General features: G+C 65.1%; 17 protein-coding genes. 4 read left to right on the top strand and 13 right to left on the bottom strand.

What is annotated here, in order from left to right; all coding sequences use genetic code 11:
* Positions 1–24: 24 nt before the first annotated feature.
* Positions 25–2,094 (top strand): hypothetical protein, encoded by a 2,070-nt coding sequence (locus EB084_06510; GenBank protein NDD27899.1) that lies wholly within the window; start codon positions 25–27, stop codon positions 2,092–2,094.
* Positions 2,095–2,276: 182 nt separating this feature from the next.
* Here the strand turns inward: EB084_06510 and EB084_06505 are convergent, their stop codons facing one another.
* Positions 2,277–2,600 carry a hypothetical protein gene (locus tag EB084_06505; protein ID NDD27898.1) on the bottom strand — a complete coding sequence of 108 codons (324 nt, stop codon included), beginning with the start codon at positions 2,598–2,600 and terminating at the stop codon, positions 2,277–2,279.
* On the opposite strand from EB084_06505, the gene EB084_06500 reads away from it, so the two are divergent.
* Complete coding sequence (locus tag EB084_06500) at positions 2,551–4,872, top strand: VWA domain-containing protein (GenBank protein ID NDD27897.1); 2,322 nt, start codon at positions 2,551–2,553, stop codon at positions 4,870–4,872. The two genes, EB084_06505 and EB084_06500, sit on opposite strands and share 50 nt — an antisense overlap.
* Positions 4,873–4,874: 2 nt before the next feature.
* On the opposite strand, the gene EB084_06495 is transcribed toward EB084_06500, so the two are convergent.
* Together EB084_06495 and EB084_06490 are read right to left on the bottom strand one after the other, a co-directional pair.
* Entirely contained in the window at positions 4,875–5,372 is a 498-nt protein-coding gene (locus EB084_06495) for a hypothetical protein (GenBank protein ID NDD27896.1), read from the bottom strand.
* Positions 5,369–6,109 (bottom strand): MotA/TolQ/ExbB proton channel family protein, encoded by a 741-nt coding sequence (locus EB084_06490; GenBank protein ID NDD27895.1) that lies wholly within the window; start codon positions 6,107–6,109, stop codon positions 5,369–5,371. The genes EB084_06495 and EB084_06490 overlap by 4 nt, the downstream gene beginning before the upstream one ends.
* A 194-nt stretch (positions 6,110–6,303) precedes the next feature.
* Here EB084_06490 and EB084_06485 point away from each other — a divergent pair, with 194 nt between their 5' ends.
* Positions 6,304–6,975 (top strand): hypothetical protein, encoded by a 672-nt coding sequence (locus tag EB084_06485; protein ID NDD27894.1) that lies wholly within the window; start codon positions 6,304–6,306, stop codon positions 6,973–6,975.
* On the opposite strand, the gene EB084_06480 is transcribed toward EB084_06485, so the two are convergent.
* The gene (locus tag EB084_06480) at positions 6,966–7,283 is read right to left on the bottom strand and encodes a TonB family protein (GenBank protein NDD27893.1); all 318 of its coding nucleotides are present in this window, start codon (positions 7,281–7,283) and stop codon (positions 6,966–6,968) included. The genes EB084_06485 and EB084_06480 overlap by 10 nt on opposite strands.
* A gap of 13 nt (positions 7,284–7,296) precedes the next feature.
* Between EB084_06480 and EB084_06475 the strand changes: the two genes are divergently transcribed.
* Positions 7,297–7,728: a hypothetical protein gene (locus EB084_06475; protein ID NDD27892.1), complete on the top strand. Its 432-nt coding sequence runs from the start codon at positions 7,297–7,299 to the stop codon at positions 7,726–7,728.
* A gap of 157 nt (positions 7,729–7,885) precedes the next feature.
* Here the strand turns inward: EB084_06475 and EB084_06470 are convergent, their stop codons facing one another.
* The 9 genes from EB084_06470 to EB084_06430 form a co-directional block, all read right to left on the bottom strand.
* Positions 7,886–8,299, bottom strand: coding sequence for a biopolymer transporter ExbD (locus EB084_06470; GenBank protein ID NDD27891.1), 414 nt, complete (start codon positions 8,297–8,299; stop codon positions 7,886–7,888).
* A 73-nt stretch (positions 8,300–8,372) separates the two neighbouring features.
* On the bottom strand, positions 8,373–9,164 hold the full coding sequence (locus EB084_06465) for an aldo/keto reductase (protein NDD27890.1): 792 nt from the start codon (positions 9,162–9,164) through the stop codon (positions 8,373–8,375).
* A 64-nt stretch (positions 9,165–9,228) separates the two neighbouring features.
* Positions 9,229–9,963 carry a hypothetical protein gene (locus EB084_06460; GenBank protein ID NDD27889.1) on the bottom strand — a complete coding sequence of 245 codons (735 nt, stop codon included), beginning with the start codon at positions 9,961–9,963 and terminating at the stop codon, positions 9,229–9,231.
* A gap of 106 nt (positions 9,964–10,069) precedes the next feature.
* On the bottom strand, positions 10,070–12,451 hold the full coding sequence (locus EB084_06455) for a hypothetical protein (GenBank protein ID NDD27888.1): 2,382 nt from the start codon (positions 12,449–12,451) through the stop codon (positions 10,070–10,072).
* The gene (locus EB084_06450; GenBank protein ID NDD27887.1) at positions 12,452–13,669 is read right to left on the bottom strand and encodes a hypothetical protein; all 1,218 of its coding nucleotides are present in this window, start codon (positions 13,667–13,669) and stop codon (positions 12,452–12,454) included.
* 1 nt (position 13,670) lies between these two features.
* Positions 13,671–14,024 carry a hypothetical protein gene (locus EB084_06445; protein NDD27886.1) on the bottom strand — a complete coding sequence of 118 codons (354 nt, stop codon included), beginning with the start codon at positions 14,022–14,024 and terminating at the stop codon, positions 13,671–13,673.
* Between the two features lie 67 nt (positions 14,025–14,091).
* The gene (locus EB084_06440) at positions 14,092–14,955 is read right to left on the bottom strand and encodes a hypothetical protein (protein ID NDD27885.1); all 864 of its coding nucleotides are present in this window, start codon (positions 14,953–14,955) and stop codon (positions 14,092–14,094) included.
* A 110-nt stretch (positions 14,956–15,065) separates the two neighbouring features.
* The gene (locus tag EB084_06435; protein ID NDD27884.1) at positions 15,066–16,436 is read right to left on the bottom strand and encodes a hypothetical protein; all 1,371 of its coding nucleotides are present in this window, start codon (positions 16,434–16,436) and stop codon (positions 15,066–15,068) included.
* A gap of 7 nt (positions 16,437–16,443) precedes the next feature.
* Positions 16,444–16,920: sigma-70 family RNA polymerase sigma factor (locus EB084_06430; protein NDD27883.1), on the bottom strand; the 477-nt coding region annotated here is incomplete at its 5' end.

The following is a 16,920-nucleotide window of genomic DNA, read 5'->3' as shown; positions in this document are numbered from 1 at the left end:
CCCACCCTGAACCCGCAGGACAGCGTGACCTTCCAGGGGGCGCAGGGCACTGCCCAGAGCGCAGTCGCAACCTCGTCATCTTCGGCTGCCGCGCCCTCGGCAGGCACCGCGGTGAACGCGAGCGCGGCTCCCCCCGCCACCGCACCCGCCGCTTCGCCCAGTGCGCCCACGAGCATTCCTCAGATCGAAGAAGCGAAGCCGCTGGTCATCGAAGCGCCTCCCGCGCCCACCTCGCCCGACCAGACACCGCAGAGCTTCGTGCCGGACATCAACAAGTCGAAGCTCATCGAGACGCCCACCACGGTCGAGAACCTGGGCCGCCTCGGACGCAGCATCCGCATGAACGAGAACGTGCTGATGGTGGGCTCCACGGGCGTGGGCAAGACGTCGCTGGTGAAGTACCTCGCCGCCCTCACCAACAACGAGCTGCGCCGCATCAACCTCTCTGACATGACCGACAACACCGAGCTCATCGGCGGCTACAAGCCCAGCAAGGACGGTCACTTCGAGTGGCAGGACGGCATCATCACCGAAGCCCTTCGCAAGGGACAGTGGCTGCTGCTCGACGAGGTCAACCTGGCCGACCCCGCCATTCTCGAGCGCCTGAACTCGCTGCTCGACGACGACCGCTTCATCACCCTCACCGAGAAGAGCAACGAGGTGGTGAAGGCTGATCCCAACACCCGCATCTTCGCCACCATGAACCCGTCTTCGTACAGCGGTCGCAAAGAGCTCTCAGAGGCCATGCTCAACCGCTTCAACCTCGTCTATCAAGATCCGTATCCGCCGGAAGAGCTGGTGCAGATCCTCGAGGCCAAGAGCGGGGGTAAGGTCGACAAGAAGACCCTGATGCAGATGGTGATGTTCCACAACGCCGTGGCCGACATGGCCGACCATCGCCAGATCGGCAAGCGTGATGGCCCCTACCCCTACACCATCCGCGACCTCGAGAAGTGGGTCAATCGCGTCACGAAGCTGGCGGGCACGGGCGACATCACCCAGATCATCGCCAACGAGGGGCACGACATCTACGTCGACCGCCTCATTCAAGACGCCGACAAGAAGGCCGTCAACGACGTGCTGCGCCTCAACTTCAGCACCAATGCCGTCGAAGAGGTGCCTTCGCGCATCGAGAAGGTCGACGCCGAGACGCTCAAGTTCGGTGCCTCCACGGTGAAGATCAATGCCGAAGGCGGCCCGTTCGTTCCCGAGAAGGATGCGGTGCTGATCAACGTGCCGTCGACCATGAAGGCCCTCGGCAAGATCGCGCGCTGCACGATGATGGACGAGCCCCAGATGCTGGTGGGCCCCACGGCCGCGGGCAAGACCTCGATGGTGCGCTACATGGCCCACCTCACGAACAACAACTTCCGCCGCTTCAACCTCGAGCACCAGACCGACGTGTCGGAGTTCATCGGGGGCTACGTGCCCAAGCCCGGCGGCAAGCCTGGCGAGTTCGTCTGGAAAGACGGCATTCTCATCGACGCGATGAAGAAGGGCGACTGGGTTGTGTTCGACGAGATCAACCTCGCCCAGCCCGCCATTCTCGAGCGCATCAACTCGCTCCTCGACAAGGATCGCAGCATCACCCTCACCGAGAAGGGGAACGAGGTGGTCACCGCCCACCCGAGCTTCCGCATCTTCGCCACGATGAACCCTGCCACGAACCAGTATGCGGGGCGCAAGGAGCTCTCGCTCGCCATGCGCAACCGCTTCACCGAGAACTGGGTGCCTGGCGTGACCAACCGAGACGAGTTCGCCACCATCTGCAAGGCCTGGATGCAGAAGCTCGGGCCGGACGGCGACAAGGTGGCCGAAAAGATGGTCGACTTCCACATGGCGCTGACGCAGAAGGTCGACAGCCGCGAGATCGGCGCCAGCGTGCGTGAAGGCAAGGTGTTCACCATCCGAAACCTCAAGCGCCTGTCGAAGTTCGTCAAGGAGTTCGCCGCCGAGGAAGGCAACGGCAACGCCTTCTACAACGGCGTGGCCCACGTCTATGCCGCGCGCTTCGGCGACCCGAAGGATCGCGAGAAGATCATGGAGCTGTCTCGCGGTTTCCTCCCCGAACCGCTCAAAGAAGCCGGCAAGTGAGTCGCGCAGGTCGCCCCTCGACAAGAGAGGCGACCTGCGCAACCCTCGACAAGAGGGGCGACCTGCGGGTTCTAGAAGCCCGGCCTCCCCTCTGGTGGGCGGCTTTCACGAAGAAGTGACCAACTGCCGATATGCGGCGCCGCGGGTCCACCTTTTTTTCAGGCCAGGGCGCTAAGATGGCGCTACCACGACGCGAAGCAGGTCAGGAGAAAGACAATGGGCTGGATCGACAAGATCTTCAATCGTACCCCGCAGCCGCAGCAGCAGCCGAAGCAGACCCCCGTCACGCCAGCTCCGAGCACGGCAGCACCCGCTCCACCCAAGGACCAGGTGACCATCAGCGGGGGAACGGCGACCTCCGCTCCCGCTTCTTCGAGTGTTACCTCGAGCCAGCCGTCACCGGCCTCTTCCACGACATCCGCCACAAGCAACGCCAACCCCAATGGCAGCACGCCAGTGGGTCTCCCGGGCGCGCCCTCTGCGAACAGCGGCAGCAGCAGCCCCACCACCATCTCGGTGAATCCCACGACGGGTGCCCCCATCAGCGAGTCAGAGAAGCAGGCGCAAGCCGATCGTCTCCGCGAGCGGCTTCACGTCATCGAGAGCGTGGGCCGCGGCATCTCGGGTGACTACCGCATGGGCCTCGAGGCGGGTGACGCCTGGGCCTACGACTTCGGCAGCAACACCATCGTGTACAAGGCCGAAGACCTCCAGGGCAAGGAAGAGGACTACGCCGTAGGCGTGATTCTGCAGGAGACCGGGCGGCGCATCTACTCTCGCCAGCCGTCGGCCGCCGAGTTCAAGGACAACCCCGCCCTCAACTTCCTCAACAACGCCGTCGAGGGCCCGCGCGTGTGCAACCTCCAGACCTCGAAGTTCGCGGGCGCACGGCAGTTCTTCAAGACCGTCTATGACGAGGATCTCCTCAAGAAGACCGAGGAGTCCATCCAGGCCGACATGGTGAAGACCATCTCGAAGAACCTCGAGGGCCTGTACAAGACGCAGGGGCAAGACGAGGCTACCGCCCGCGCCAACGCCGAGAAAGAGGCCCAGAAGGCGGTTCTCAAGCTGAAGAGCCCGGTGCCGCGCCACATGCAGTTCGCGCTCGGCATGATCTACGACTGGTACACCGAGGGCAAGGGCGAGTCTCCCGACTGGATGCGCGACAAGAACGCCATGCGCGCGCTCGCGACATGCCAGGCCGACTTCCGCGAGGCCATGCAGCTGCAGCGCGACGTGTTCGACAAGGATCTCTCCCCGAAGGAGATCATCGAGCAGGCGAAGCGCTCCGAAGATATTGTTGTGAACAAGCTGTGGCCCGTCTACAAGCAGTTGCTCGAGATGGACCAGAAAGACCTTGGGCAGAGCCTGTTCGGAAACCAGGGCGGTCAGGGACAGCAGTCCGGCCAGAGCGGTCAGGGGCAGCAGTCCGGCCAGAGCGGCCAGGGGCAGCAGTCCGGCCAGAGCGGCCAGGGACAGCAGTCCGGCCAGAGCGGCCAGGGGCAGCAGTCTGGCCAGAGCGGTCAGGGGCAGGGCGCCGGACAGGGCCAGGACGCCAACGACGCAAAGGAAGGCCAGGGCGCCGGACAGGGCCAGGACGCAAAGGAAGGCCAGGGCGCCGCACAGGGCCAGGACGCAAAGGACGGTAAGCAGGGCCAGGGTACGGGCTCCGGCGCAGGCCAGGGCACCGACGCGGGCGTGCCCGACCCCAAGAAGATCGACACCACCGACGGCGGACGCCTCGACGACAGCAAGCTCACCACTGAGCAGAAGCAGCGCGTCGAAGACATCATGCGCCAGATCGACCAGGAGCTCGACCGCAAGGTCAAGAGCCGCGAGCAGCGCGATCGCGAAGACGGCGCGGGCAACGGCAACGGCTCCCAGGGCTCCCAGGGGAGCCTGGGAGGGCAGGGCGCGGGCAACGGCCGCGGCACCGGCCAGATCGATCTCCCCACGCTGCAGAAGCTGCTCGAGCAGAAGGCCCAGACCGAGAAGCAGGTCGAGAACCTGAAGACCCCCTACGAGAAGTACTACGCCGAGCTCGCTCCGCTCACCGACGAGATGTCCGGTCAGCTCAAGAACGTGCTCAACGAGAACAGCGACATGCGCTACGTCGGGCCGTTCCGCTCGGGCCGCAAGCTCGACATGCGCAGCGCCATGCAGTCTTCGGCGAGATACGAGCGCACGGGCATGTACGACGAGAACATCTGGCTGCGTCGCAACGACCCGTCAAAGCGCGACTACGACTTCGTCTTCGTGCTCGACGAGTCGGGTTCGATGATGGAGGCCAACAAGTGGGACAACCTGCTGAAGGGTCTCATCATGAGCGCCGAGGCGCTCGAGCAGCTGAAGGTGCACTTCTCGGTGGTGGGCTTCTCCGACCAGCCCGTGCTGCACAAGGAGTTCAAGGACAAGTACGATGAGGCGTTCCGCGAGCAGATGCTGGCCCAGATCCAGCGGGCGAACCACGGGGGCACCAACGACTCCGACGCCCTCGCCACCGCCCTCGACATGCTCCGCTCACAGCCTTCTGACAACCAGAAGATCGTCGTCATGATCACCGACGGCCAGGGCAAGGAGCAGGAGCTGCGCGAGCAGATCGGCCTGGCGGCGCGCGCGGGGGTCAACGTCATCGGCGTGGGCATCGGCGACGGCATGGAGTACGTGAAGCAGGTCTACCCCACCAGCGTGACGGTCGATCGAATCAACGACCTGCCCTACCAGCTCACCGATCTCATCCGCGATCAGATCATCGACGGCCTCGACCAGGGCCGCTGAGCCTACTCGGTCTCCGACACCCCGAGCGACGCGAGAAAGGCACGCGCCGACTCGAGAAGGTTCGACTTCTGGGCCTCGGGCGGGGCGCTCTCTGAGGGCGTTCCCAGCCCCGTTCGAAGCTCTCGGGTGATCTCGTGATCGCCGTGCGCGCCGCTGCGATAGCGAGCCACCACGGCCTGCAGCTCTCCGCCATCGAACCAGAGCCCCCCGCATCCCGGGCAGCGGTCGAGGGTGACACCTCCGAACAGGCGCTCGACCATCTTGTCGGCGCAACGCGGACACTGACGGGTCGAGGTGCTGATGGTGAAGCTGGCCTCGCCTTTTCGCTGCTTGTCGTCCCAGTGGAATGTCTGCTTCAGGGTTGCACTCTCGAGAAAGCGGCTGAGCTCGCGGGCGTCGAACCAGAAGCCTTCACACGCACGGCACGAATCGACCTCGAGACCGCTCGTCGGGTCTGCGTAGGGCGCCAGGGTATCGGTGGAGCACGCCGGACAGTTCATCGTCTACCGCCTCTCGTGGGATAGGACTCGGGGGGCTCCACCTTCTCCCCTGGCGCCTCGGCCAGGTGGGGAAGGTTGAGCAGCTCGCGCAGGTCTTGGGGAAAGGGCCTGCCTTCCTTGACGTACGCAATCATGTCGCTGAACACCTCGATGTTGATGAGCAGCTCGTCGGTCGTGACACGGATGCGATTGCGAAAGTAGTTGAACGACACCACCGCGGAGATGGCCACGAACAGACCCGCGGCGGTGCAGATCAAGGCCTCGGCCACGCCTGCGGCAACCGCGGCAGGGCCCGTCCCGCCTTTGTTGGCGATGCTCTCGAAGGCGTGCATGATGCCCACCACGGTTCCGAAGAGACCGACGAACGGGCAGATGACGGCGAACGTTCCGATGATGGACACGTTCTTCTCCATCAAGAGGCTCTGGCGCGCAATGGCCACCTTCATCGCATTCTCGATGACCTCGCGCGGCTCTTCGTAGCGCTTCAGGCCCACCTCGAACACGCGAGGGAGCGAGCCCTCGATGCCGTCGACGAAGTCGAGAGCCTCCTTTACCTTGTCCTGGGTGAGCAGAATGGCCATCTGCTGAACAAGCCAGTCCTGATCCACCGTCGACTTGCGGAATGCCTGGACGCGCTCGACGATGAGCGCAATCAAGACCACCGACAGCAGGAAGAGCCCCCAGAGCGTGGGGCCTCCCTTCACCATGACATCTCTCACCCACTCGAAGGCGTGCATCGCGTCTCCCGTTCCGTGGTCTACCGCCGCTGCGGTGGCAGAGGGTGCTCGGTGGCACAAGTCGAACCTCTGCCGCCGTGGCTACTTATCGTCCAAGAAAAGTCCAAAAACCTGCTGGCGGACGCATCAAACCGCAAGCTTTCCGCCTGGGACCAAAACGTCAGATTCCGTGGCTCTGGATCTACGTGGGAGTCGTGACGCTGCTCGGCGCCTGGGGCTACCAGCACTATGGCCGCGGCCAGACAGGTGGCACAACCGAGCAGCTCACCCTCAAGCGAACCGACAAGGCGGTGGTCACGAAGTCCCTGCTCGGTCAGGGCGTGGCCGAGGAAGGCGCCCCCATCTCGGCGGGCACCACCATGACCACAGGCAAGTCGCAGAAGACGGTCTTCCAGTTCGGAACCTCTGGCTCGATGCGGGTCGCCGCGCAGACCGAGCTCACATTCGTGGGGAGCGAGACCACGCAGAGCGGCGGGGAGAAGTCGTGCTTCGCCACGGTTGATCTTGCCAAGGGAAGGCTCTGGATGGTCTCGGCGGGTGCGACGCGCTGGATCGTCCGCACAGGCGTGACGGTGGTCCGCCCGACGGGCAAGGCCGTGGAGATCACCATGGCCGACAACGGGACCTGTACCGTGACCGCCTGGCAGGGAAACGCAGAGATGTCGCTCGTGAAGCACCCGGACAGGGTGGTGTCGGTGGGCAAGGAGCAAGAGGCGTCGTTCAGCGCAGACGGAACCCTCACGAATCCGCACCCGCTCTCGCTCACCAAGGACGACCCCTGGCTCGCCTGGAACCTGCTCGAGACCCTGGGCAAGGAGATCAAGGAGAAGACCGTGCCGGCAGGAGGCGCGGGAGGTCAGAAGTAGACCTCGAGCGGCATCTCGACGACCAGCGAAAATGGCGTGCCGTCTGACGCGCGAGCCGGCTTCCACTTGCTCAGCTTGACGAAGTCGATGGCAGACTCGTCGACGTCGCTGCGCCCACTGCTCTGGGTCACGCGGCAGGCCTCGATGTACCCCTCGGCGTTGATGGTCACCTCGAGGGTGAGATCGTGAGGCTGACCGCCGTGCCGCCAGCGGATGGCGCTGATGACGCGTTCGATCTGATCCGGCTCGCATCCGCTCAGGCCTGAGGTTCCCAGCGGATGGCAGCCTTTGCAGTGAACCTGGTTCACAAGCGACGCAAGCTTGCCTCCGCTGCCGTTTCCGCTTCCGTCGCCATCGCCGGTGCCGGTTCCGTTTCCGGTACCGCCCGTGCCATTGCCTCCCGCGCCCTTGCCGCCGGGACCTTCTTCGTTCCCCTTGCCGCCGGCGGCCCCCTCGGGATTGCCGTCGTCGGTGGCGTCAGGAGGGGGAGCCGAGTTGCTGACCATGCCCGGATCCGGCTCCGCCTGGTTGCTGTCAGGGGTGACCTGCGGCGCATTGATCTTGAGCTTCGGGGGCGCCTTCGCCATGGGGTTGTCGGGCCGGTGTCCCGGTGCGGCCGCAGGTGACCCGCCCCCCGACCGCTTCGACTTGATCTTGCTCACGTCGGCGGGGTTGAGGGTGAGACGCTTGACCTTCTGCGGGGTCTTCACAGTGGCGTCGGTCTTCATGACATCTGCCAGGTTGACCTCGTAGATGGCTTCCTCTGCGAACGCGCCAGCATACCACCCGAGCATCACGAGAACACAGGAGTTGAAGATGAGCGCGATGACAAACGACGTATGGATTCGCTTCCACCGAAACGGAGGCTTCGGGGGATACTGGTAGGCGACCGGGATGTACGACCCAGACTTCACGGCCCCCCCTCCTTCTGCGTCGACAGCCCGATGGAGAAGAGCCCAGCGCGGCGCGCGTCATCCATGGCCTTGACCACAGCTCCGTAGGGCACAGAGGCATCGCCGTTGATCACGACACGATTGCTGCGCGCCTTCGCGGCCAGGCCCTTCAGGTGCTCGAACAGACCGCCCGCCTCGACCTTCTGACGACCCACGAAGTACTCAGACTTGCTGGTCACGCTGATGGTGATCTCGGTCGAGGGAGATGTGTCTTGTGAGACCGACTTCGGCAGCTTGATGTTGAACCCGGCAGAGGTGATGGCGCTCGCGGTGACCATGAAGATCACCAGGAGCACGAGCAGCACGTCGGTGAGGGGGGTGATGTTGATGTCTGCAAAGACATCACGTTCCTTCTTCAGATCCATTGCCATGGCGTGCGGCCTCCTGTGACACGGGTGCGGCGGGGATTCCGCCTCTTCAACATCGCGAGCGTCGCGTACGATTTCAAGGGGACGCGCAGAACTCTTGCCAGACCTGCACCGCACGCAGGGCTTCGTCGAGCGACTTGACGCCCACCACCACCCCGTGAACAAAATCAAGCGCGAGATTGTGTCGCAGCGCCTCGGCGTGACGCGCGGCCAGCGCCCCTTCTCCCAGGGTCTTCATGACCACGGTCGCCTGCCCTGCCTCGAACGCTCGTCGCAGCGCCCGCGCATAGTCTTCATGACTTGCATCCATGTGGATGCCCGCAACGTTGTAGTTGGTCATCAAGACGTCGAACCGGGCGTCTCCGGCTGCCCGCTCGAGCACATCGATGTTGTGCGTCGAGAGGCCGACGAGGCGGGCAAGTCCCTCCGCCTGGAGATCGCGCAGCGCCAGGGCGGCGTCTTCCCGTGCCGCCAGATCTTCTGGCGAGTCGACCTCATGCAGCAGGAAGACATCGACATGGTCTGTTCCCAGCTCGCGCAGGCTCGAGATGAGGCTGTCTCGCAACGTGGCCCCGTCTCGGGCATGGCTCTTGGTCGTGATCTGCACCTGATCTCGCCCGAGACGCTGGCAGGCCGCACGCACGTGAGGCTGGCTGCCGTAGTCATCGGAGGTATCGAACCAGGTGACCCCGTGGGCGGACGCGGCAACGAGGAACGCGGCAACCTCGTCTGGCGGGAGCCGCCCCTGCATGGAGGTGGAACCGCAGCCCGAACTCCCCAGCCCAAGGCAGAGCCTCGAGGCGTGAACCTCTCCGCCGCCGAGCCGGACGCGCTGCTGTCGCGGGAGGGAATCGCCGTGGGGCATCATCGCGATCCCCGGGCAACGCGCTGGGAAGTGCTTCCTGCCCCTCTCGGCACGCAGGCAGAGCGGCTCATCGCAGGCGCTCCACCCGCTTCGCTGCGTAGTGCGGCCCCGCCATCTGGATGCCCATGACGTCCGGCGTCACCGCGCCGGTCACGAGCACGAGATCGCCGCTCTTGAAGCCTTGGAGCGCCGCTCGGTCGACATCCAGCACAAAACGCCCCCCGTGCTTGTCGGCCTTCGCGTCCGCCCCGGATGCATATACCAACGTCCAGAACCCGCCTTCGAGCTGCACACGCTCCAGTCGACCGGTCACGGCCTGATAGTCTGGATCGTGCCAGTAGGGCGCATAGGCAAGAAGCTCGAACCGCCGCGCCAGCTCAGCGAAGCCCTTGGGAGGAGCAGCGGGACCCGTGACCGTCACGCGGTGCGATTGCTTGCCGTCGTTGAAGATCACGGTCGTGCTGAGGCGATCGGCGCCGCGATTCGCCGGCGCATAGCGCTCGCGCCATCCGAAGAAGCCCGAGCCCTCGACGGCGGAGCGCAGCCGAGCAAGCTCGGGCGCCGTGAGGCGCAGATGGCTGCGGCGCCCTCCGGCCAGGATGCAGGCCTCGCCGCTCTTGAGGTCGACCGCGTAGATGTCAACCCGGCCCTGTTTTCCACCCTCCACCCGCACGCCCATGACCTGCGGGGGAAAGCTCCGCATCGTGGCGCAGTCGTGGGCGATCTGCCCATCACTCGGAGCGCCGAATGCCGCCGCGGCCGCACTGAACAGAAGAAGCGAGAACAGCAGAAAGACTCTCATGAGGCCACCTCCGGAACAGATTGTCGCACCTCTGGCCATCGTATTCCCTTCTCAGACGCACATCTCCTGAACCTGCACCCACGTTGCGATTGGTGAACAAGCAGGCTCATCGGCCCACCTCGACCGGGAGCTCGGCACCGGAACGTTCCGGGCCCGGCGTGAAGAAATCCCGCGGAATCTGTGTGGCCTTCCCGGTCTTGAGAAGCGCTGGCGCCTCTCTCTCGAGGGCCGCGAACAGCGAAGAGGCACGCGCATGCTGGCCCACTCCGCGATAGCAGATGGCCAGAAGCCAGCGGCTGACAGGGTGTCTGGGCTTGAGACGAGCGATGGCAAGCGCCTGCTCGAGCGCGAGGCCCATCTCCCGCTGGTTGAGAAGAAGCGTCGTCAGCTGGAAGCGCGCGGCGATGTTCGAACCGTTCATGGCCACCGCCCTCTCGAGATCAGCCCGGGCCTGTGCGCCATCTCCCGCTTTGGCACGCAGTGTCGCAATGAGCAGCCAGACCTGCGAGAGCTGCTCCTGCAATGCATCTCTCCTGAAGTACCACATGGTGATGAAGGTCTCTGGAGGGTATCGATCGGCGATCGACCGCAGGAGCGCGAGTGCTTCCGCATCCCTGCCCTTCTGCATGAGCATCTCCCCCAGCACGGCATGGAACTTGGGATAGTTGACCGGGTCACAGACGATGGCCTCGCGCTCGTACTGCTCTGCCCCCGCCCAGTCGCCGGCGCCGAGAAGCGCGCGAGCAAGCGCGTCGACGTTCACCGCGCGGCAGCCATCGAGCGCCACGGCGCGACGAGCTGCGGCGATGGCGCCGTCGACCGCCTCGCGAGCGGCACCCGAGTCACGCTCCGCCTGGAGCTGCAGAAGCTCTGAGAGCTGACGCTGCGCCCCAGAACCGAGGGGCATGAGACGCACCGCTCGACGCTGCTCGACAAGGGCGGCCGACAGGTTTCCCGAGCGCTCCGCGCTCTTTGCCTCGGCTTCCGCGAGCGACGAGAGAAACGGGAACGGCTGCACGACCGCGAGCACCATCAAGAGAACGCACGCCCCCCACCGCACTCCCATGGCAGAGAGCGTTGTGCGCAGGGGAGCGCTCACGGCCTCTTCGCGCGACGCATCCGGCGCGACCGCCCCCCGGCTGGTGAGCAGCCCGGCCAAGACGGCAAACACCACGACCAGGGTCTGGAACTCCCAGTCGACGTCGACCGCGATGTGCGCAGCCACCCCCACCAGCGTTGCCGAGAGGCCGCACACGGCGGCAAAGCGCCAGTCGCCCGCAGAGACGGTCAGACGACGCTGCTGATGCGCCGCCAGCGCAAGAGAAGCGAGGAGGGCGCACAGTGCAAGCCCTCCCGCAAAGCCGGCTTCCGAGATGACGGTCACATAGGCACAGTGCGCGTACTTCGAATAGTATCGAACGTCGCTCTGATAACGGGGAAAGACACGTCCGAACGTCGAGGGCCCCCATCCGAGGAACGGTCGAGCCAGCGCCATGCGCAGCCCCCCGCGATAGAAGTTCAGCCGGGCCGTGACGGACGTGTCTGCTTCCTTCCCCTCGCGCTCGGCCAGAGAGCGCGTCTGCTTCTCGGTCGCCGCGGCGATGAGCTCGGCCGCACGGTTGAGCGTCTTTCCTGGAACCAGGCTTCTGCCACCGCTTGACATCAGTCCCGCAAGCGCAAACGCAACGCCCAGCAGACCGACCGGAACGAGCCACGCGCGAAACGAAGCCTTCCGCGTCATCAGCACCGCAACGACAAGAAGCGCGATGGCCCCAGCAATGAGCCCTCCCCGTGAGTAGGTGAGCACCAGGCTCACGAGCAGCATCACGGAAATCGTGCCGTAGAAGACCACCTGGTCACGACGCTTCGCGCCCACCAGAAGGGCCACCGAAAGCGGCATGAACAGCAGGATGAATCCCGCGTTGACGTCGGCTTGATAGAAGGCGCCGGTGATGGCCGCGTCTCCCTCGGGCGCAGTGAGCCAGATGCGATACGAGGTCATGGTGACCACTGCCGCCACCCCAAGGAGCAGGTGAATCAGGTTCTCGAGAGCCTTCGATGTATCTGCCAGCGCGCGTGCCGCGCAGAACATGATGAAGGCCGAGATCCATCCGATGGCGTTGAGAAGAGAGTCAGGAACGCACACTGATGTCAGGGCTGAGAGGGTCCAGACGACGATGAACCCTTGAAAGGCGAGGGCGGCAACCGGCCTCTCGCCGCCAGCGGAGGAGACGCGAGAAGGCGGCAGGAGGAGCAGGAACACGCCGCAGACGAGGGCGAGCGTGTTCATCGCCGCGCGCGCGCAGGGGCTCGACGTGCCCGCATCGAGTGCGGGCAGGCCGGGTACGAGAAGCGACTCGCAGCACGCCGCCACGGGAAGGAGCAGAACCAGTGCGAACGAGATGCCCAGCAGCAGGCGCAGCATTCGTTCGAGCCGCTGCGGGAACTCGAGCTCTTCCGCTGCGGTCGCTGATTCCTGCAACGTCACCTACGAGACGGCTGGAGCGCTCGCGAAGGCACTTTCCAGCTGACCCCGGTTCTTGTCGATGAACAGGGTCAGCAGACCGAAATTCGCGCCGGTGACACCATGAATGACGAGGAAGTAGTCTGGCGTGATACGGTGCAGCACGAGAATGCCCTTGGCGAGCTCGAGCACCCAGGTCTTCCAGGAAGCCTTCTCGTACGTCGAGAGCGCCGCCTGCGCACCGACCACAAAGTTCATGAGGGTGGGTATGTCTACCTCAGCAGTGTGACCCTCGTGCACGAGAAAACCATCTCGCGCCACCAGAAGAGCCGCAGTCACGCCCTTGGTCTTCAGCAGGGATGCAATCAGGGGGTCGAGCTGCCCCTTGAGGGCCGTATAGGCCTGTTCGCGCTCGCGTGTGCCGCGCTGGGCCTCTTCCGCCTCGCGTCGCTGGCGCTCCTCTTCCTCGGCCTGGAGACGAGCCCGCTCCTGTTCCTCACGCAGCTGACGCTCCTCTTCCTCGGCCTGGAGGCGCGCGCGCTCCTGTTCCTCGCGTTCGCGCTGCTCCTCCTCGGCGCGTTGGAGGCGAGCCGCCTCTTCGAGACGGAGACGCTCCTCGTCTTCCTGACGCTGCCGCTCGGTATCGAGCGCGTCGTACTGCTGCGCCCAGGCTTCAACGATACCCAGCGATTCGCGTACCCGATCCTGGCGCTCACGCGCCAGGCACATGGAGAACGCGAGAACGGGCTCATTCGCATCTTCCTTCGACCGCGCCATGAGATGCTCGACCTCGCGCTCGAGCTGGCCGATCACCTCGGCGAGCCTGGAACGCTCCGCCTCAACGGCATCGCGCTCTGGCAACCAGGACGCGTGCGCGGCCACCCACGCTGCCAGCGCCTGGTCGGTCTGGTGGGAGGTACGAGCCAGGGTGCGCAGGAGAAGATGACCCGCCAGAGGAGGCTGCTCCTCACGCATCACGCGCTGCGCGATTCCGTGTGCCTCGGCGTGGAGCCCGCTCTCGAGATAAGCCCTTCCCAGGCCAAGACAGTGGCTGAGATTCTCTGGTTCGAGCGCGCTGAGACGCTGAAAGCACTTCATCGCCTCGTGGAGACGCCCTCGCAGGAGAGCAGCCTCACCATAATCAGCCAGCGTCAGCACGTCGTCCGGCGTTGTCTCAAGCTGCTGCTCGGCTGCCTGCAAGCGCTTCTCGAGCGGGGTCAAGAGATCGACATCAGCACTCATGCTAGCCTCCCAGGCTCTCGAGCATCTTCTTGTTCTTGCGTATCTCGAGTCGGAGTCGACCCAGATTGGCCCCCGCAGAGGCGACCACGACGAGGGCCCGGTCTCCGAACGACTCGGCCGTCACCGTGAATGCCTCGTACTCGACGTACGACTGCGTCACGCCCTCCAGCCCGAGCGTGGACGCCGTCTGTCTCCCCAGCGTTGAAGACGCATCGACCAGGCGGGCAATCCCCTCTACGTCGACATCGGGCCCGCAAGCACTCTCCTGCACCTGACCGCCCGCCTCGACGACAAGCGCTCCACGTACGCCATCAAGCTTGCAGAAGCTCTCAAGAATGGTCTTCACTTCAGTCATCACGCACGCTCCACGCTCACGTCTCGTGTCCGGGCATCGCCCGTGTCACCGAACATTGGTCGAAGCGCTACATGATCGGCTGCACCGACAGCGGATCGCCGTCGCGCAGACCGATGCGCTTCATGAGCTTTGCCGGGATGGCCACGTAGGCCCCCAGCTTCTTCGCCGTCTGACACTTCACGGTGACGAGAGTGCCATCGGCCAGCTCGAGCTCGACGCCGAAGGAAGAGCCCGCACGAACTCCCCACTCTCGGACGAGCGCCTCATCAACCGACACCACGTCTTCTTTCACGAAGAGCCCTGTCTGCGTCTTGGCTAGCAGCGCCTTGACCCGCTCGAGGCGTTCTTCCGCCTCACGCTTCTTTGCTTCGATCTCCACAGCCTTCTCGGCGTACACGTTCAGCTGCGCGCCAGCCTTGGAGATGGACTCGAGGAAGCGGTTCACCTCGTCGACGCCACACATGATCTGTCCGAAGTGCGCCACGAGATTGTTGTAGACGATACGCCCTCGGTCGCAGAGAAGCACGTAAGAGCCGTGGTCTCGGCCGTTGAGCGTCAGGATGCCCGTATGCTCATCGGTCTCGAGCTGGTCGCGGATCTTCTTGAACTCCTTCTTGCGGACCTCAACGTTGCGATAGAGCTGCTGAAACGAGAACGAATACGAAAGCACGTTGGACATCGAGGAATCGAGAACATAGACGCTGGTGGGAACGTCGCTCTTGATCTTGTTGAGCACGCGAGCCCGCGTGAGCACCTTGTACTGCTGGTCTTCGCGCTCGAGGGCACGGATGAACTGACCGTGGCTGAAGAACAGGTAGTCTTCTACGGGACTGTTGTCGATCTTGACGAACCCTGTGAAGCCCTGTTGCTCGAGGTTGCCGTAGAGCGTGTTGATATCGTCGTACGGCAGGCTCTGGTTCTCGAAGAACACGTTCCCGCGGGGGATTTGCAAGAGACGATCACCTCTGGGGGGCGTTTGGAGGCACTGCCCAAGCGCTCTGGAGAAGAGGAGCGGGTAGCGCTGTGATCACTTCTCAGCCCTCATGGGTTCTCCTCCTGCGACGTCTCATCTGGCTTCGCGGCGGGTGCACCGGGGCGACGCACCTGCAGGTCGATGGTACGCCTCCCGGGGACGGGGGGAAGCGCGGGTGGCGTCGACGGCGTCAGAGGGCGGGTGGCGTTTGCAGGCGTGGCGTCCGCCTCCTCCGCCTCCTCTGTCGCGTCGTCGTGAGACGGCAGGACGCCGGCAAACCCGGGAACCCGTCCGGGCCCTGCCTGCGATGAGCGCGCGGGCGTAGACTTCTCGAGGGTCTCGCCGAGGCGCGTCTCCCCCCCCGACGACAGCTTCATGCCACGTCCCCGTCGCTTCTCCGCCGCCGCGGGTGGCGGCGTGACGAGATTCAACGTTGCAGACCCCTCTCCAACAGTCACGCCCCCCCCACAGCCGGCGGCAAGCCGGCAAGGCGTCGTCGCTGCACGCTCGAGCAGTCGAAGGGCGTGATCCCAGGCATAGCGAGAGAACCCTGCTGGAACGGCGATCTGGCCAGAGGCAGGCGGAGAGGGGGGGGCAGGCACCTGCTCGGGCGCACTCGGCGCAGCCTCACGCACACCGACGCGTATCGTGCGCAGCCCAGGGCGCGCAACCTCTGACGCGGCCTCCGGCGACGCTTCCAGGCTTGACGCCGGCGCCTGCTGGGCAGGGGGCGGGACCACGGGATGCTCTGGCGCCTTCACAGAGGGAGGCGGTATCTGTGCGGGGCGACGAGGGGCGCGCTCTGATGTCTCACGCGCCGCTCTGCGCATGGCGTCAGCCCAGGAGTCTGCGCCTGTCTCCAGGCGAGGAGGCGGAGGGGTGAACGCCGCACGCTTGGCCGGACGGGCAACCTCGCCGTCTCCTTCAGCCCCTTCGATGCGCTCGAGCCGACGCGCGCCACGCGTCGTCGGAAGCTCTGGCGGTGACGGAGGCATCGCGGGCGACGCAGGTGCTGGAGGTGAAGACAGTTGCGACTGAGGCGGGGGCGCATCCTCTCCGTCCTCCGCTTGAGGGGGCGCGGCTGGCGGACGCGGCTTCCGGACGGTGCTCGACTCGCCGCTGCCAGAGGTGGAGCGTCTTGTGGTAACACGGGTCTTGAAGGGGTCGGAGAGCCCCAGGGTATCCCCCTTCCGATCTTCGTTCCAGGTCTCTGCACCCGCGCCCGGCATGGTCTTCTGCTGCCGCTGAAAGGCAAGCTCCCAGGCAAGGAGCCCGGCGAAGACGACGATCTGCGCCACCAGCAGTTCCCGGAGCAGCGTGCGGTGCTCGAACAGCCACGACTGAAAACCACCGCCCTCATCCGCCGCGTGGGACGGCAGGGCGGATGCCAGAAAGAAGACGCCGCTCAAGCAGACAAGACGAATGTTGCGCAATACCATATGGTGGCTACCCGGCGGCGAGGTCCGGAGGTGGACCTTCGAGGAAGAAGTCGTCGTCCTCCCCGTCGACGGGGGGGACGGCTGGAGGCGGAGCCAACGATGACTGAGGCGGAGGCGGAGCCTCTGCATCCTGTGAAGGCGGCGCCTCCATGATGGGGGCGGCTTCGATGTAGACAGGCGCGTGCTCAATGGACGGCGCACCCTCGATCTGGAGCGCTTCGCCCGTCGCCTCGGCGGAAGAAGCCTCCACAGCTGACGCCTCCGCGACTCCGGTCGCCGCCATGCCCCCGTCTTCGACAACGGGGGGCGCCTCGAGGACGGGAACGTCTTCGACAACGGGGGACGCCTCGAGCACCGGAACGTCTTCGACCAGCGGGGGCGCCTCGAGGACGGGAACGTCTTCGACAACGGGGGGCGCCTCGAGGACGGGAACGTCTTCGACAACGGGGGACGCCTCGAGCACCGGAACGTCTTCGACCAGCGG

The sequence above is a fragment of the Pseudomonadota bacterium genome, from assembly GCA_010028905.1.
In the GTDB taxonomy this organism is placed as follows: Bacteria; Vulcanimicrobiota; Xenobia; order RGZZ01; family RGZZ01; genus RGZZ01.
Note: the sequence above shows the minus strand (reverse complement) of the source record. Positions and strands in the feature narration are given on the sequence as shown.

Coding starts and splice junctions, on each gene's coding strand:
- EB084_06450 (NDD27887.1), bottom strand. CDS start 13,669: ATGAGTGCTGATGTCGATCTCTTGACCCCGCTCGAGAAGCGCTTGCAG.
- EB084_06490 (NDD27895.1), bottom strand. CDS start 6,109: ATGCACGCCTTCGAGTGGGTGAGAGATGTCATGGTGAAGGGAGGCCCC.
- EB084_06470 (NDD27891.1), bottom strand. CDS start 8,299: ATGGCAATGGATCTGAAGAAGGAACGTGATGTCTTTGCAGACATCAAC.
- EB084_06445 (NDD27886.1), bottom strand. CDS start 14,024: ATGACTGAAGTGAAGACCATTCTTGAGAGCTTCTGCAAGCTTGATGGC.
- EB084_06435 (NDD27884.1), bottom strand. CDS start 16,436: ATGGTATTGCGCAACATTCGTCTTGTCTGCTTGAGCGGCGTCTTCTTT.
- EB084_06460 (NDD27889.1), bottom strand. CDS start 9,963: ATGAGAGTCTTTCTGCTGTTCTCGCTTCTTCTGTTCAGTGCGGCCGCG.
- EB084_06465 (NDD27890.1), bottom strand. CDS start 9,164: ATGATGCCCCACGGCGATTCCCTCCCGCGACAGCAGCGCGTCCGGCTC.
- EB084_06495 (NDD27896.1), bottom strand. CDS start 5,372: ATGAACTGTCCGGCGTGCTCCACCGATACCCTGGCGCCCTACGCAGAC.